Annotated in this window: 16 protein-coding genes; 4 read left to right on the top strand and 12 right to left on the bottom strand. The window is 68.1% G+C overall.

Going from position 1 to position 14,454, the window contains the following annotated elements; all coding sequences use genetic code 11:
• Nucleotides 1–28: 28 nt before the first annotated feature.
• The 8 genes from O5O43_RS06485 to O5O43_RS06450 all read right to left on the bottom strand — a co-directional run bounded on the left by O5O43_RS06485 (nucleotide 29) and on the right by O5O43_RS06450 (nucleotide 7,154).
• Nucleotides 29–208 (bottom strand): hypothetical protein, encoded by a 180-nt coding sequence (locus O5O43_RS06485; protein ID WP_271086090.1) that lies wholly within the window; start codon nucleotides 206–208, stop codon nucleotides 29–31.
• Complete coding sequence (locus O5O43_RS06480) at nucleotides 205–903, bottom strand: class I SAM-dependent methyltransferase (RefSeq protein WP_271086089.1); 699 nt, start codon at nucleotides 901–903, stop codon at nucleotides 205–207. Before O5O43_RS06480 ends, O5O43_RS06485 begins: the two co-directional genes overlap by 4 nt.
• Nucleotides 904–944: 41 nt before the next feature.
• Nucleotides 945–2,171 carry a 5-aminolevulinate synthase gene (gene hemA, locus O5O43_RS06475; RefSeq protein ID WP_271086088.1) on the bottom strand — a complete coding sequence of 409 codons (1,227 nt, stop codon included), beginning with the start codon at nucleotides 2,169–2,171 and terminating at the stop codon, nucleotides 945–947.
• A gap of 108 nt (nucleotides 2,172–2,279) precedes the next feature.
• Nucleotides 2,280–3,209, bottom strand: a complete 930-nt coding sequence (gene mmsB / locus O5O43_RS06470; RefSeq protein WP_271086087.1) for a 3-hydroxyisobutyrate dehydrogenase — start codon at nucleotides 3,207–3,209, stop codon at nucleotides 2,280–2,282.
• Between the two features lie 69 nt (nucleotides 3,210–3,278).
• Nucleotides 3,279–4,037 (bottom strand): methyltransferase, encoded by a 759-nt coding sequence (locus tag O5O43_RS06465; protein WP_271086086.1) that lies wholly within the window; start codon nucleotides 4,035–4,037, stop codon nucleotides 3,279–3,281.
• 59 nt (nucleotides 4,038–4,096) lie between these two features.
• The gene (locus O5O43_RS06460) at nucleotides 4,097–4,873 is read right to left on the bottom strand and encodes a hypothetical protein (protein ID WP_271086085.1); all 777 of its coding nucleotides are present in this window, start codon (nucleotides 4,871–4,873) and stop codon (nucleotides 4,097–4,099) included.
• Between the two features lie 63 nt (nucleotides 4,874–4,936).
• Complete coding sequence (locus O5O43_RS06455) at nucleotides 4,937–5,977, bottom strand: enoyl-CoA hydratase/isomerase family protein (protein WP_271086084.1); 1,041 nt, start codon at nucleotides 5,975–5,977, stop codon at nucleotides 4,937–4,939.
• 37 nt (nucleotides 5,978–6,014) lie between these two features.
• Complete coding sequence (locus O5O43_RS06450) at nucleotides 6,015–7,154, bottom strand: isobutyryl-CoA dehydrogenase (protein WP_271086083.1); 1,140 nt, start codon at nucleotides 7,152–7,154, stop codon at nucleotides 6,015–6,017.
• Nucleotides 7,155–7,382: 228 nt separating this feature from the next.
• Here O5O43_RS06450 and hemB point away from each other — a divergent pair, with 228 nt between their 5' ends.
• The 3 genes from hemB (at nucleotide 7,383) to O5O43_RS06435 (ending at nucleotide 10,016) form a co-directional block, all read left to right on the top strand.
• Nucleotides 7,383–8,384, top strand: coding sequence for a porphobilinogen synthase (gene hemB / locus O5O43_RS06445; protein WP_271086082.1), 1,002 nt, complete (start codon nucleotides 7,383–7,385; stop codon nucleotides 8,382–8,384).
• Nucleotides 8,381–8,995, top strand: coding sequence for a peptidylprolyl isomerase (locus O5O43_RS06440; RefSeq protein ID WP_271086081.1), 615 nt, complete (start codon nucleotides 8,381–8,383; stop codon nucleotides 8,993–8,995). Before hemB ends, O5O43_RS06440 begins: the two co-directional genes overlap by 4 nt.
• 67 nt (nucleotides 8,996–9,062) lie before the next feature.
• Complete coding sequence (locus tag O5O43_RS06435; RefSeq protein WP_271086080.1) at nucleotides 9,063–10,016, top strand: CAP domain-containing protein; 954 nt, start codon at nucleotides 9,063–9,065, stop codon at nucleotides 10,014–10,016.
• Here the strand turns inward: O5O43_RS06435 and O5O43_RS06430 are convergent.
• Nucleotides 10,013–10,951 carry a dienelactone hydrolase gene (locus O5O43_RS06430; RefSeq protein ID WP_271086079.1) on the bottom strand — a complete coding sequence of 313 codons (939 nt, stop codon included), beginning with the start codon at nucleotides 10,949–10,951 and terminating at the stop codon, nucleotides 10,013–10,015. The two genes, O5O43_RS06435 and O5O43_RS06430, sit on opposite strands and share 4 nt — an antisense overlap.
• A 137-nt stretch (nucleotides 10,952–11,088) precedes the next feature.
• Here O5O43_RS06430 and O5O43_RS06425 point away from each other — a divergent pair, with 137 nt between their 5' ends.
• Complete coding sequence (locus O5O43_RS06425; RefSeq protein WP_271086078.1) at nucleotides 11,089–11,868, top strand: LytTR family DNA-binding domain-containing protein; 780 nt, start codon at nucleotides 11,089–11,091, stop codon at nucleotides 11,866–11,868.
• Here O5O43_RS06425 and O5O43_RS06420 read toward each other — a convergent pair.
• From O5O43_RS06420 to O5O43_RS06410, 3 genes are all read right to left on the bottom strand, one after another.
• A complete protein-coding gene (locus O5O43_RS06420) occupies nucleotides 11,865–12,935 on the bottom strand; it encodes an alpha/beta fold hydrolase (RefSeq protein ID WP_271086077.1) in 1,071 nt (356 codons plus the stop codon). The two genes, O5O43_RS06425 and O5O43_RS06420, sit on opposite strands and share 4 nt — an antisense overlap.
• Nucleotides 12,936–13,079: 144 nt before the next feature.
• Complete coding sequence (locus O5O43_RS06415) at nucleotides 13,080–13,934, bottom strand: NAD(P)-dependent oxidoreductase (RefSeq protein WP_271086076.1); 855 nt, start codon at nucleotides 13,932–13,934, stop codon at nucleotides 13,080–13,082.
• Nucleotides 13,931–14,434 carry a flavin reductase family protein gene (locus O5O43_RS06410; RefSeq protein ID WP_271086075.1) on the bottom strand — a complete coding sequence of 168 codons (504 nt, stop codon included), beginning with the start codon at nucleotides 14,432–14,434 and terminating at the stop codon, nucleotides 13,931–13,933. Before O5O43_RS06410 ends, O5O43_RS06415 begins: the two co-directional genes overlap by 4 nt.
• Between the last annotated feature and the right edge of the window lie 20 nt (nucleotides 14,435–14,454).

Below are 14,454 nucleotides of genomic sequence, written 5' to 3'. Positions count from 1 at the left end.
CCGCGTCCATTCACCACAACATCTTGTGTCACTGCGCGGTCAGCAACCGCTTTAGCTTGGCTAGGGCGAGCCGCTCGACGGCCTTGGGCTCGTATGCGGGCCCGACCGCCGTCGCCTCCGTTCCGGTCGCGACGTGCACGGCTGTGACCTTGAGATAGGTCCCGTTGCGGATCGACTCGACGATCACCTGACCGATGTCGTCGTTCATGAGCGCCATGCCGGCGGCGCGACGCGCAACGCCTTCATGGTCTCCAGGTCCGGCAGGACGGTGGGATCCTTCGCCAGCACGAACCAGTGAAGCTCCGGATGCGGCCATGGACACGGCCGCAGGACCAGACCCGCTTCCTCGGCCCACCGTTGAAGACGATCCGGCATATAGGCCACGCACTCCGGATAGACCCAGTCCACGCTCTCCGACGGCGGCCCGTATCCCGGCGGTCCCAGCAGCCAGTTGGCCACCACCATCCCGGTCGGCGACAGGCTCCCGGCAAAGGACTTCAACGCGCGGCGCAGCGGCTCTTGGCCCGTATGCGAGAACACCGACTGGGCCACGATGAAATCGAAGGTCTCGCCGAACCCGTCCACCCGATAGTCGGCGTTGTGCATGAAGCGGGGCGACTTCAGCGCCACCGCATCTTGCCCGACCTCGTGGGCCAGCCCCTCCTCCACAAGCCGCGCCTCGGGCTCGATCCCGAAATAGCCGCCGGACTTCAGATAGGGGATGGCCAGCCGGCCCAGCCTCAGCGAGCCGCAGCCGAAATCCAGCAGCTTGTGGTGCTCGCGCAAGCCCAGCAGGAACAGCAGCGAGAACTGCGACCCCGCCGCCAGGTCATACCGCTGCGGCTGACCGACGAAGGCGCGATGGTGGGAATAGGCGTCGAGCGGCGGGCGGGCGTCCGTCATGTGACGGACGATAGCCGGTCATCGAACCGTGTCCAGCAGCGTCACGCCGCCGAGGGCATCCGCGCGACGTTGCAGTGAGCCCACAGGCGGTCCATCGCCTTCACCAGATCGTCCATCATCGCGTCGGTGTGGTTCGGCGACGGGGTGAAGCGCAGGCGCTCGGTCCCCTTGGGCACGGTCGGGTAGTTGATCGGTTGGACGTAGACGCCATGCTCTTCCAGCAGCATGTCCGAGATCATCTTGGTGTGGACCGGATCGCCCACGAAGACCGGGACGATGTGGCTGACGCTGTCCATGACCGGGATGCCGGCGGCGGCGAAACGAACCTTCAGGGCCTGGGCGCGCTCCTGATGGGCCTCGCGCAGTTCCGGATGCGCCTTCAGGTGACGCACCGACGCCAGGGCCCCGGCGGTCAGGGCCGGCGGCAGGCTCGTCGTGAAGATGAAACCCGAGGCCCAAGACCGCACCGCGTCCACGATCACCGCGTCGGCGGCGATGTACCCGCCCATGACGCCGATGGCCTTGCCCAGGGTGCATTCGACGATGTCGATGCCGTCCAGCACGCCGTCGCGCTCGGCCACGCCTGCGCCGGTCGCGCCGTACAGGCCCACCGCATGGACCTCGTCCAGATAGGTCAGGGCGTTGTATTTCTTCGCCAGGGCGATGGTCCCGGCCAGGTCGGCGATGTCGCCGTCCATCGAATAGACGCTCTCGAAGGCGATCAGCTTGGGCGCGTCGGCCGGCGCGGCGGCCAGCAGCTTTTCCAGATGCGTCAGGTCGTTGTGCAGGAAGACGTGCCGCTCGCAGCCGCCGTTGCGGATCCCCGCGATCATCGAGGCGTGGTTCAGACTGTCCGAGAAGATGATCAGCCCCGGCAGGATGCGCTGCAGGGTCGTCAGCGTCGCCTCATTGGCCACATAGCCCGAGGTGAACAGAAGCGCGGCTTCCTTCTGGTGCCAGGACGCCAGTTCAGCCTCCAGGTCCACGGCCGAACGCGTCGTGCCCGAGATGTTGCGCGTACCGCCGGCGCCGGCGCCCACGGCGTCCAGCTCGGCCTGCATGGCGTCCAGAACGACCGGATGCTGACCCATGCCGAGGTAGTCGTTGGAGCACCAGATGACGACGTCCTGCTCGGACCCGTCGTCCCGCCGCCGCACCGCCTTGGGGAACTCGCCGCGCACGCGCTTCAGGTCGGCGAAGACGCGGTAGCGCCCCTCGCTCTTCACCTGGTCCACGGCGGTCTGGAAGGCGGCCTTGTAGTCGTACAACCGATCGTCTCGTTCGGGGCTCCGGCCGGGCCGGAAAAAGATGGCGGCGTAATGCGCCGATTGGCCCCCTCTGTCCACGCACGCGCAAGGACAAAACGCCGCAAACTCTTAATTGATAACGGTTCTCATTAACGACTTGGGCAGTTCATCAAGCTTGCCGCGCAGCATCTGCAGTATCCCAGAGAAGTCCCGTCCGCCGTAACCCAGCCCGTCGAACATCTGGAACAGCGCTTCCGCCTGCGCCCCCAGCGGCGTCGAGGCGCCGGCCTTGGCCGCCGCGTCCTGCGCCAGCTTCAGATCCTTCAGCATCATCGCCGTGGCGAACCCGCCCTCGTAGTTGCGGTTGGCGGGCGACGTCGGCACCGGACCGGGCCACGGGTAGTAGGTCGTCGTCGACCAGCTCTGTCCCGACGACTTGGCGACGATGTCGAACATCTTGACCGGATCCAGCCCCAGCTTCTCGGCCAGGGCGATCGCCTCGCAGGTCCCCAGCATGGTGATGCCCAGGATCATGTTGTTGCAGATCTTGGCCGCCTGCCCCGCCCCGTGGTCGCCGGCGCGGAAGGTCGCCCGGCTCATCGGCTCCAGCGCCGCCTCGATCCTCGCGAAATCCCCCTCGTCGCAGCCGACCATGAAGGCCAGGGTCCCGGCGTCCGCCGCCATGGTCCCGCCCGAGACCGGCGCGTCGGCGAAGGCGTAGCCGGCCTCCCGGGCCAGTCCCGCCACCTTGCGCGCCGTGTCCACGTCGATAGTCGAGCAGTCCAGCAACAGGGCCGACGACGGCGCCACGCCGATGATCTGCTCCGAATAGACCTTCAACACATGCGGCCCGGCGGGCAGCATGGTGATGACCACCTCGGCGTCGCGCACCGCCTCCGCGACAGACCCGACCGGCGCGCAGCCCGCGCCCTTGGCCCGGTCCAGGGCCGCCGCCGACAGGTCGAAGGCCGCCACGGCGTTGCCCGCCTTGGCCTGGTTCGCGGCCATGCCGCCACCCATGTTGCCCAGGCCGATGAAGGCGATCTTGGTTGCGGTCATGTCGGCGTTTCCCTGAGCGTTCTCGTTGCCGCCGGGGTTAGCCGCTCGCTCGGGTTCCCGCCAGAGGCCTCACGCGGGTTTGCGGAAGCGCAGCATGAACTGGCTGGTGTGGCCCCGGATTGAGGCGTCGAAGACATTGGCCGTCATCGGGTCCGTATCGTTCTTCAGGACGTCGCTCTCGGCCTCCAGCACGAAGCCCGCCGCCTCGACCTCGCGCCTGACGTCGGCGATGTCGATCCGGTGCAGGCTGTCGGCGACGCCCAGCCCCGCGCCCGACCGAGCGTAGTGGTCGATGATCACATAACGGCCGCCCGGCTTCAGCGCCGCGAACACGGCCGCATTGACCATCTCGGCCGTGTCCGTCCCGAAGGGCCGCAGATGCAGGTCGTGGTAGTTCTGGTTGGTGAAGATCAGGTCCATCCCGGCCGGAAGCTCCGGCGCCCCGATCGGAGACTGGATGCCGCTCACGTCGTCCAGGGCGTCGGCGGCGGCGATCGCCTCGGCATAGCTGGCCTGGAAGCCGACGAATTCGGCGGGCTGCCAGGCGATCACCTCGCCCGACCCGTTCGCCACGATCCCGGCGAAGACGCGGGTCCAGAAGCCCCCGCCGATGATCATGTCGCCGATCTTGTCGTCCGGTCCGACCTGGGCGAAGGCGAGCACCTCGGCCGTATGGCGCGCCGCGTCGCGGTCCCGATCCGCCTGGGGCCGGACGTCGGCGGCCAGCACAGAGGCGTAAACGGCAGGGTCCTGGATCGGCGCCGAGGCGAACCCTCCGACAGTGATCAGAACGGCGGCCGAAACGGCCAGGATCAGCGAACGGCGCATGGCTCTCTCCCTCGCGCTCTGATAGCGCGAGGGAAGCTTAGCGCGTCCGGCGAACGGCGTCAGCCGGGCTTTCTGAACCGATAGACGAATTGGTCGGTCCGGCCCCGGATCGCCTCGTCGAAGACCGACAGGGAGTGGTTGTCCTCGGGATTGCGCACGACCTGGGTCTCGCCGTCGAAAATGAAACCCGCAGCCTCCACCTGGGCGCGCAGCGCCGAACCCTCGATCCGGTGCAGGGTGCCGACGACCGAGGTCCCCGCCCCCGGCGCCGCCTCGTGGTCCAGGATGACATAGAGGCCGCCCGGCTTCAGCGCCCGGAACACCGCCGCGTTCATCCGCGCCACGTCCACGCCGAACCGGTCGATGACGAAGTCATGGTACTCCTGCCCCATGAAGACGACGTCCAGCGGCTCGGGGAAGGTCAGGTCCTCCAACGCTCCGGTGATCCGCGTCACGTTCGGATAGTCGGTCGCCAGGGTGTCGCCGTAGGCGTTCTCGCGCGCCGCCGTCTGGTTCGGCACGAAGGCGTAGACCCGGCCCTCTGGCCCTACCGCGCGGGCGAACAGGCGACTGAAATAACCTTCCTCCGGCCGCACGTCGGCGATCCGCTCTCCACCCTCGATCTGCGCGAACGCCAGCATCTCGGCCGGCTTCCTCAGCGGATCGCGCGCGACCTCGCTCGCGGGCCGCAGCGGATCGGCGATGGCCAGGGCGTAGTCGTTGACGACGGCCGAGGCGCGCTCAGCCGGATCGGCGGGGGTACCTCCCGACATCGAGGATGCACAGGCGGACAGGGCGATCGCGGAAGCCACGATCAGCAACGACGATTTCAGCATGGGACGGTCCTCGAACAGCGGTTCAGCCAACATACGCACGAAAGCTTCACAGGATGCACGCGGCTAGGCCAGCGGCGTCCATTCTTCGTCGGCGGGCAACGGCGCGAAGAGGGCGTCGAGGTCGCCGTCCGACACCGCCTCCAGCGTCGCCGGCGACCAGTTCGGCGTATTGTCCTTGTCCACGATCACGGCCCGCACCCCCTCCTGGAAGTCGTGCGAGCGGACCACGCGCCCGCCCAGCCGATACTCCATGGCCATGACCTCCGCGAAGGTCTGCATCGTGCGCCCGGCCCGGAGTTGGCGCAGGGTCACCTTGAGCGATTGAGGCGACTTGGTCTTCAGAGTCGTCAGCTGAGCCATCGCCCAATCCGACCCGTCGGCCTTCAGCGCGCTGAAGATCGCCTCGACCGTGTGGTGCGCGAACAACCGGTCGATAGCCTCGCGATGCGGAGCCAGCGGCGCGGGGCCTGCGTCGCGCGCATGATCCTCCACCGCGCCCGGCCCGTGAGCCAGCAGATCGGCCTTAAGCGCCTCGACAGTTTCCGCCGCCACGAAATGCGTATGGATCCCCAGCGCCACCGTGTCCGCCGCCTTCAGCCGCGCCCCGGTCAGCGCCAGCCAGGTTCCCGCTTCACCCGGCAGTCGCGGCAGGAACCAGCCGCCGCCCACGTCGGGGAACAGGCCGATCCCCGTCTCCGGCATCGCATAGGTCGTCCGCTCGGTCGCGATCCGGACACCCGCAGGCTCGGAAATGCCGACGCCCCCGCCCATGACGATCCCGTCCACGACGGCGGTGATCGGCTTGGGGTATTCGACCATCAGAAGGTTCAGCCGGTACTCGATCAGGAAGAAGGCCTTGGCCTCCACCGCATCCGTCGCCCCGCTCTCGGCGATCATCCGGATGTCGCCGCCCGCGCAGAAGCCGCGCTCCCCCGCATGGTCAATCAGCACCGACACGATCGCGTCGTCGTCGCGCCACGCCAGCAACGCCGCCGTCATCGCCTCGCACATGCCCAGGTTCAGCGCATGCAGCGCCTTGGGCCGGTTCAGGGTGATGCGCCCGACGCCGGATTCGATGCGGGTCAGGACTTCGGAATCGCTCATGGGCGCGGTCTACGAAGCGCAGCCTTGCCGGTCCAGCCTACTGCCGTATCATCTCGCGCGCGATGATGACGCGCATGATCTCGTTGGTGCCCTCAAGAATGCGGTGCACCCGCAGGTCTCGTACGATCCGCTCCAGCGGATAATCCTTCAGATAGCCATAGCCGCCGTGCAGCTGCAGGGCTTCATCGGCGATCTGGTGACAGGCGTCCGTCGCCATCCGCTTGGCCATGGCGCACCATTTGGTCTTCTGCGGGTGGTCGGTGTCGATGGCCCAGGCTCCGCGCAGCACCATCAGCCGCGCTGCTTCCAGCTCAGTCGCCATGTCCGCCAGCTTGAACTGGGTGTTCTGGAAGTCGGCGATCGGCTTGCCGAACTGTTTGCGCGTCGCGACGTAGGCGAGCGCCGTCTCCAGCGCCAGACGCGCACCGCCCAGCGAACAGGCTGCGATGTTCAGCCGCCCGCCGTCCAGCCCCATCATCGCATAGCGGAAGCCGTCGCCTTCTTTCCCGAGGAGGTTCGCCGCCGGCACCCGGCAGTCGTCAAACTGGACGATGGCCGTGGGCTGGGCGTTCCAGCCCATCTTCCTCTCCTGCGCCCCGAAGCTCAAACCCGGCGCGTCCTTGTCGACGACGAAGGCCGAAATGCCCCTCGGTCCCGGCTCTCCGGTGCGCGCCATGACGACATAGACGTCCGACGTGCCCGCGCCCGAGATGAAGGCCTTGGACCCGTTCAGCACCCAGTCGTCGCCGTCGCGCACGGCCGCCGTCCGCATCGCCGCCGCATCTGACCCCGACCCCGGTTCGGTCAGGCAGTAGGAGGCGATGTTCTCCATCGTCGTCAGGCTGGGCACATAGCGCTGGCGCAGGTCGTAGGAACCGAACCGGTCGATCATCCAGGTCGACATGTTGTGGATCGAGATAAATGCCGCCGTCGCCACGTCGCCACGCGCCAGCTCCTCGAAGATCAGCGCCGCCTCGAGCCGCCCCAGCCCCGTGCCGCCGAAATCCTCCGACGCATAGATGCCGCAGAAGCCCATCTCCGCCGCCTGACGCATGACGTCGACGGGGAAGATCTTGTGCTCGTCCCACTCGGCCGAGTTCGGCGCCAGCAGATCATCTGAGAACGCGCGCGCCGCGTCCTGAATGGCGCGCTGGTCGTCGCTGAGGGCGAAATCCATGGTGTTTCCTGCAAACTTTTCGACGCTTCTATCCGCATCCCTCTCCCGGTGGGAGAGGGCTTGAGCGCCCGAGAGCGAAGCGATCGGACTTGCGCGAAAGGGTGAGGGTCGGATGTGTGAGGTGAGGCGCGGTCGTGCGACGGCTTGGGCCGACTTCAAGACCCGACCCTCATTCGTCCGCTACCCGGCCATCTTCTCCCACCGGGAGAAGGGGGCTAAATGCCCCCCATGACCCTCCCCTTCATGCCCGCCGCCTTCCCCATGGCCCGCCCCCGCCGCCTGCGCAGCCAGCCCTGGGTTCGCCGCCTCGTCGCCGAGACCATCCTCACGCCGTCGGACCTGATCTGGCCCCTGATCGTCCATGACGGCTCGGAGGACCGCGTCCCCGTCCCCTCCATGCCCGGCGTCTTCCGCCTGTCGCCCAAGGCCGCCGCCGCCGCCGCCGTCGAGGCTCGCGACCTCGGCATCCCGATGGTCGCCCTGTTCCCGAACGTCGACGCCGCCACCAAGGACGCGATCGGCACAGGTGCGACCGACCCGGACGGACTGATCCCCGACTGCATCAAGGCCATCAAGGACGCGGCGCCCGAGATCGGCGTCATGTGCGACGTGGCGCTGGACTGCTACACCGACCACGGCCACGACGGCGTCGTGGAGGACGGCAAGATCCTCAACGACGCCTCGCTCGACCGCCTCGCCGAACAGGCCTTCATCCAGGCCCACGCCGGCGCCGACGTCGTCGCCCCCTCCGACATGATGGACGGCCGCGTCCAGGCCATCCGCGAGGCGCTGGAGGCCAACGGCTTCCACGACACCCTGATCCTGTCCTACGCGGCCAAGTTCGCCTCGGCCTTCTACGGCCCGTACCGCGACGCGGTCGGCTCGGCGAAGATGCTGACCGGCGACAAGAAGACCTATCAGATGGACTACGCCAACTCCGACGAGGCCTTGAAAGAGGTCGCCATGGACATCTCCGAGGGCGCCGACATGGTCATGGTCAAGCCCGGCATGCCCTATCTCGACATCGTCCAGAGGGTCTCCGAAACTTTCAAGCTCCCGACCTTCGCCTATCAGGTCAGTGGCGAGTACGCGATGATGCAGGCCTCCATCGCCAATGGCTGGCTCGACCAGGACCGCGCCGTCCTGGAGACCCTACACGGCTTCAAGCGGGCCGGCTGTGCGGGGGTGTTGAGCTATTTCGCTCCTCAGGCCGCGAGGCTTCTCGGATGATCCGTCGTGCTCTCCTTGGTCTCGCGCTCGCCGCCGTCTTCACCGCGTCCGCCTTTGCGCAGGACGCGCCCCCGCCCCTGCCCCGCGTGCAGATGGAGACCTCCGCCGGCCGCATCGTCATTGAGGTCGAGACGGTGAAGGCCCCGATCACCGCCGCCAACTTCCTGAAATATGTCGACGAGCATCGCTTTGACGGCGCGACCTTCTACCGCGCCATGCAGTCCGCGCCGGGGGCAACCACGGGCCTGGTCCAGGGCGGCGTCAACAACGATCCGGAGCGGGTCCTGCCGCCCATCGCCCACGAGCCGACGACCCAGACGGGCCTCAGCCACGTCGACGGCGCCGTGTCCATGGCCCGCTATGCGCCGGGCACGGCGACGGGCGACTTCTTCGTCTCGGTCGGCCCCACGCCCTCCTATGACGCCGGGCGATCCTTCTCGGTCGATCCCGACGGCTTCGCGGTCTTCGGCCGGGTGGTCCAGGGCATGGACGTCGTCCGCGCCATCCTCGCCGCCCCCACCTCTCCCACCGAAGGCGAGGGCTTCATGCGCGGCCAGATGCTGGAGCCGAAGATCACCATTCTCCAGGCCTGGCGGGACTCGCTTCCCTGACGAGCGTGCTTGCGCACCGCCGTCATCGCTGACCAGATCGTCGACAGTCCCTGGAGGCTGATCGTCAATGAAGAGCCTGCTCGCCGCCCTGCCGCTCGCGGTCGCCTGCATGGCTGCGCCGGCCCGTGCCCAGAACCAAGCCGCCCAGGACCGCAGCCCCGACTTCGCCGCCCGCGCCGTCGCCCTCTATGCCGAACAGCCCGACATCGAGAACTGCCGTCCGGGCCGCCTGAAGCCCGAAATCCGCACCACCCTGACCGCCCGGGTCAATGAAGTCCGCGCCCTGCACGGCCTCGCGCCGGTGACTTACAATACGGCGACCGAGGACACCGCCACGGCCGCCGCCATGGTCTTCGCTGCCAACGGCAGCCTGTCCCACTATCCCGGAAGCTGGTGGCGTTGCTTTACCGAGGACGCCTCCACGGGCGCGCGCCTCAGCAACATCTTCGGCGGGGCCTCCGAGCGTCTGATGTTCATTTCGATGGACGAGATGGTCACGGGCTGGATGACCGACGTCCGCCACATGAACCCCGGCAGCATCGGCCACCGGCGCTGGCTGCTCGATCCCTTTCTCGCCACGATCAGCTTCGGCCGCGTCGCCGGTATCCTGCCGGACGGTCGTCGCACCGACGGCGCCGCCCTGCGGATCATCGGCAGCAACCGTGTCGTGCCCGAGCCCATCGAGGGCGGCTTCATCGCCTACCCCTTCGGCGACTACCCGGCTCGCTTCTGGGACCCTGGCGCCCTCCTCTCCTTCGCCGTCCTCGTCGATCTCCGCGACAAGGCGGCGAGCGCCGAGGTCGACTACGCCCAGGCCCAGGTGTCCGTGCGCCAGAGAGGCGGCGCCGCCGTCGAAGTCGGCCGCGTGTCGTTCGACAACAACGCCTACGGTCTGTCCAACAGCCTCCAGTTCGCCGCCGAGGGCCTCCAGCCGGGCGTCACCTACGAGGTCGGCATCCGCAACGTCCGCGTCCAGGGCCAGTCGAGAGACTTCGCCTACGCCTTCCGCATCACGCCCTAGGGCTCGCCCATCGCCTGGCGGAAGAAGCGCACCACCTCGGCATTAAAGGCCCTCTTGAACGCCGCGCGATCGAACGCCGGCGCGGACGTGCAAAGCTCTGGCATGGCCGCCTGCATTCGCGGCTCGCAGGGCGTCAGGAAGTCGTAGTGGCCGGCGTTCTCGACGCGGTGATAGTCGACGGCGCCGCCCAGCCCGTCGCGCACCGGCTCGACGTTGAAGGGCGAGGGCAGGATGAGGTCGTCCGCGGCCTGCCAGACCTGCACCGGGATCGTGATCGCGGCCAGGCTCTCGTCGGTGAACGACAGACCCAACGCCGGCGCGGCGATGACAGCGGCCTTGACGCGTGCGTCCCTCGCTTGCGGACGCCAGTTCGCCAGATCCAGCCCGCCGAACGCCCCGATCAGCCGGCAGGCGAAGACCTCCGGCTCGGCCGCGCAGTGCGCCTGGATCGCCCTGGCGTCCGACACCCCGCCGATGATCGAAGTCACCGTGAACCCGCCCGCCGAGAAGCCGAAGGCGCCGATCCGCTGCGCATCGACCGCGACCGGCCCGCTCCAGCCGTCGGTCATATAGTCGATCAGGGCGCTGAGCTGCGGCGCCCGTCCGGTCAGTCGCAGGCCCCGGCTCTGATCCTGATAGTTGTCGCCGGGATGGGTCAGGGCGGCGACCACGAAGCCCGCCTCCGCCAACGCCTCGGCCGTATCGGCATGACCGCGATACCAGCCGCTGTTGCCGTGCGAGATGACGACTAGCGGATGGGGCGAGCCGTCAGCGGCCGGCAACCAGACCCCGCCTTCGACCGTCTCGCCGCCCGGGCCTGTGAAATGGATGACCTCGTCCGGCGCATCGGACTGGGCTAGGGCGGCCGCGGGCGAAGCCCCGATCAGGATGAAGGCGGACAGGGCGCACAGAAGGCGCGGGGTGGAATGACGCATGAGGGATATCTCCGGCTTGGGTCACCCCTCCTGCCCGCCGTCCGATCAGGGTCGCCAGCCCGGTTTCGCGAACGGGCGAATGGGTTCGCGGGCTGGCGAACGGTTCCGCCTTGGTGCGTCGTCGCTATAGTCGGGCGATGAACGACACTCCGATCCGATCGATGAATACGGCGCGCGCCTGGACGATCGACCTCGCGGCCTGGGCCGTGATCGGCGCGATCCTGGGCGCCGTCGGTCCGTTCGGCAGCTTCTTCAACGACAGCCTGCCCATCCGTCTGGCTTACTGGATGACCCTGGCCCTGGTCAGCGGCGCCGTCATCGGGGTAGGCGTGCGCTGGGCCTGGCCCATCGCGCGACAGCGAAGCACCCCGACCTGGGTATGGGTCCCGATCCTCGGCGTGGCGATCACCGTCCCGCTTGGCCTCTTTGCCCGGGTCTTCGCCAGCGGCTTTTGGCCCGCCGTCCGCGACAATGTCGGCCTGATCGAGTGGTTCGGGCAGACGCTGCTGGTCGAGATGATCTTCCTCGCGGCCTACGTCGCCGCCCATGCCCGCGCGGCCGAGCTGCGGTCGAGCGAGGCGTCTATGGCCGAGGGCCCCCGGATCCTCGACCGTCTGCCGCCCCGGCTGGGCCGCGACCTCCTCTGCCTGCAGATGGAGGATCACTACGTCCGCCTGCACACCTCCGAAGGCTCGGTGCTGGTCCTGACGCCCCTGCGCGCCGCCGTCACCCAAGTCGGCGCCATTCAGGGCATGCAGGTGCACCGCTCCTGGTGGGTGGCGCGTCACGCCGTGGAGGGCGTGGTTCGGGACGGCCGGAACCTTCGCCTCAGACTGATCTCGGGCCTCGAGGCCCCGGTCGCCCGGTCCAAGGTCGCCGAACTCCGAGCCGCCGGCTGGCCCCTCGGCGAGGCCTAACGTTCCGTCCGCGCCAGCAGGGCGATCAGATCGGCCTTCCAGAACTTCGCCCAGGTGTGGGTCCCGTGGCCCTTGCCGTCGGCGCTGTTGGGGATCAGCCGGAAGTCGGCATCGGGCAGTTGCGGGATAAACGCCTCTGACAGTCCCAGCTCTGGTGGATTGATGAAGTCGTCAGCCGAGTTGATCCAGGTGGTCGGCGCCGACATCCGCTGCAGGCCCCCTGAGGGATCGTAGTCCCAAGAGGCGTTGACCTGGGACCAGAGGTCGTTGGCGTCCAGCGCCGGCAGACGGCGCTCCATCTGGGTCGTCAGATAGCCGTCCACCGCCTCGGCCGTCGCCAGATCCTGCTGCATCGCCATCGGCGCCGAACCGGCCAGCAGCAGCAGGTCGACGGCGGTCCGCAGCCCCTGCACCGGCTGGGCCTGATAGTTCCCGCCGTCCCACAGCGGATCGCTCCGGATCGCGTCTTTCACCATGGTCCGCCACAGTCGATTGCGTCCGACGATGCGCGTCGGCTGACAGGCCATGGGCATCAGGGCGTCCGCGGCCTCCGGATGGGTCGTCCCCCAGACGAAAATGTGCATACAGCCCATCGAGGTCCCGAGGATCAGCCTCAGATGCTCGACGCCCAACTCGGCCAGCATCCGCCGCTGCGCCTCGACCATCTCGGTGTAGCCGTACTCCGGAAATGCCGCCCTCAAACCGTCGCTGGGCTTGGACGACGCCCCGTGCCCCAGATTGTCCGGCATGATCACATAGTAGCGGGTGACATCCAGCGGCTGGCCCCGCCCGAACAGCTCATCGGCGAACTGAGGCGACAGGAACTGCGCGCCCGTCCCGCCCGTCCCATGCAGCAACAGGACCGCGTTGTTCACCTTGCCGTCCGCGCCGCGCCGAGGCTCCCCCAAGGTCCGATAGTGGATCCGCGCCTCCGCCAGCGCCGGCCCCCGCGCCATCGGCAGGGTCCCGATCGCCGCATCGCCCTCGACCGGCGTCCAGGTCTGGGCGCTCGCCGACCCGGCCCACACCGCCGCACACATCAGGATCGTCGCGAAACGCAGGCTCATCGTACCCTCCCAGACCGTTTGAACTCGCGACGCCCGGAGTCCAGTGCACAAAATCACCGTCGGCTCAGCGGTTACAGAGACTTACGCCGAACTCCTGCGCGAATTGGACTCTCTGGACTCACGTCATTCCGAGTCCAATCCGGATCAAGGCTTCAGCCGCGCCTTCAGGCTCGACGTATCCCAGCGGTTGCCGCCCATTCCCTGAACCTCGGAATAGAACTGATCGACCAGGGCTGTTAGCGACAGCACCGCCCCGTTCGCCCGCGCCTCGTCCAGCACCAGACCCAGGTCTTTGCGCATCCAGTCGACGGCGAAGCCGAACTCGAACTCGCCCTTGGCCGCCGTCTTCCAGCGATTGTCCATCTGCCAGGACTGGGCCGCGCCCTTGGACACGGCGTCATAGGCCGCATCGGTGTCCAGCCCCGCCGCCTTGGCGAAATGCACGGCCTCGGCCAGCCCCTGGACCACGCCCGCGATGGCGATCTGGTTGACCATCTTTGTCAGCTGCCCCGACCCCGAAGCTCCCATGTGCTGGATCGCCTTGGAATAGGCCATGACCGCCGGTCGCGCCGTCTCCAGCGCCTCCGCTTCGCCGCCCGCCATGACGCTGAGTTGGCCGTTCTCGGCTCCCGCTTGGCCTCCCGACACCGGCGCATCGATGAAGGCTACGCCCTTCGCGGCCGCCAGCTCGTTCATCTCCCGCGCCACCTTCGCGGAGGTCGTCGTATGGTCCACGATCACCGCGCCCGCCTTCAGGACCGCTAGCGCCTCGCCGACCACCTGACGCACGTCGCCGTCGTTGCCGACGCACAGCACGAACAGGTCGGCGCCTTCCGCCGCCTCGCCCACGGTCGCAACGAATGCTCCACCGTTGGCCTCGGCCCAGGCCTTCGCCTTGCCCGGCGAGCGGTTGTAGCCCGCAACCTCATGCCCGGCCTTGACGAGGTGACGCGCCATCGGCCCGCCCATGACGCCCAAGCCTGCGAAACCGATCTTCATGCCTTGTCCCCCGCCACGCCATAGCGGCCCCGGTGATAGGTCAAGGTCGCCGCGTCCGAGTTCTCGAACCCGATGACCTCGCCGATGATCATCATGTGGTCGCCCATCTGCACCCGGTCGTGGGTCCTGCAGTCGAACCGCGCGGCGCAGGCAAGCCGAGGCGGCGCCTCGCCGACCCGTTCGAACTCATGCGGCTCCATCAGGCCGATCCCCCTGGCGAAGCGCTGCGACAGAGCCTCCGACCCGGCCGCCAGCACGTGGATCGAGAAACGCTCCGCCTCGCAGAAGGCGGGCCAGCGCTCCGATCGCTCATCCAGACACCACAGCACCAGGCGCGGCGTCAGGGAGACGGAGGTGAAGGAGTTGATCGTGATCCCGAGCGGTCCAAGCGTGCTGTCCGCCGTCACCACGCAGACCCCGGTCGCGAACGCGCCCAACGCCCGACGATAGGCCGTCACGTCGCCCCCGGCGACCTCTGCGGGAAGGGATTCAAGGCTCACCCACCGGACCTATTCGACCC

The organism is Brevundimonas sp. NIBR11, assembly GCF_027912535.1.
Classification (GTDB): domain Bacteria; phylum Pseudomonadota; class Alphaproteobacteria; order Caulobacterales; family Caulobacteraceae; genus Brevundimonas.
Note: the sequence above shows the minus strand (reverse complement) of the source record. Positions and strands in the feature narration are given on the sequence as shown.

Excerpts from the sequence above, each read along its gene's own strand:
- O5O43_RS06465 (WP_271086086.1), bottom strand. The coding sequence starts at position 4,037 with ATGCGCCGTTCGCTGATCCTGGCCGTTTCGGCCGCCGTTCTGATCACT.
- O5O43_RS06415 (WP_271086076.1), bottom strand. The coding sequence starts at position 13,934 with ATGAAGATCGGTTTCGCAGGCTTGGGCGTCATGGGCGGGCCGATGGCG.
- mmsB (WP_271086087.1), bottom strand. The coding sequence starts at position 3,209 with ATGACCGCAACCAAGATCGCCTTCATCGGCCTGGGCAACATGGGTGGC.
- O5O43_RS06455 (WP_271086084.1), bottom strand. The coding sequence starts at position 5,977 with ATGAGCGATTCCGAAGTCCTGACCCGCATCGAATCCGGCGTCGGGCGC.
- O5O43_RS06460 (WP_271086085.1), bottom strand. The coding sequence starts at position 4,873 with ATGCTGAAATCGTCGTTGCTGATCGTGGCTTCCGCGATCGCCCTGTCC.
- O5O43_RS06425 (WP_271086078.1), top strand. The coding sequence starts at position 11,089 with ATGAACGACACTCCGATCCGATCGATGAATACGGCGCGCGCCTGGACG.
- O5O43_RS06485 (WP_271086090.1), bottom strand. The coding sequence starts at position 208 with ATGAACGACGACATCGGTCAGGTGATCGTCGAGTCGATCCGCAACGGG.
- O5O43_RS06430 (WP_271086079.1), bottom strand. The coding sequence starts at position 10,951 with ATGCGTCATTCCACCCCGCGCCTTCTGTGCGCCCTGTCCGCCTTCATC.
- O5O43_RS06440 (WP_271086081.1), top strand. The coding sequence starts at position 8,381 with ATGATCCGTCGTGCTCTCCTTGGTCTCGCGCTCGCCGCCGTCTTCACC.
- O5O43_RS06480 (WP_271086089.1), bottom strand. The coding sequence starts at position 903 with ATGACGGACGCCCGCCCGCCGCTCGACGCCTATTCCCACCATCGCGCC.
- O5O43_RS06435 (WP_271086080.1), top strand. The coding sequence starts at position 9,063 with ATGAAGAGCCTGCTCGCCGCCCTGCCGCTCGCGGTCGCCTGCATGGCT.
- O5O43_RS06420 (WP_271086077.1), bottom strand. The coding sequence starts at position 12,935 with ATGAGCCTGCGTTTCGCGACGATCCTGATGTGTGCGGCGGTGTGGGCC.
- O5O43_RS06450 (WP_271086083.1), bottom strand. The coding sequence starts at position 7,154 with ATGGATTTCGCCCTCAGCGACGACCAGCGCGCCATTCAGGACGCGGCG.
- hemB (WP_271086082.1), top strand. The coding sequence starts at position 7,383 with ATGACCCTCCCCTTCATGCCCGCCGCCTTCCCCATGGCCCGCCCCCGC.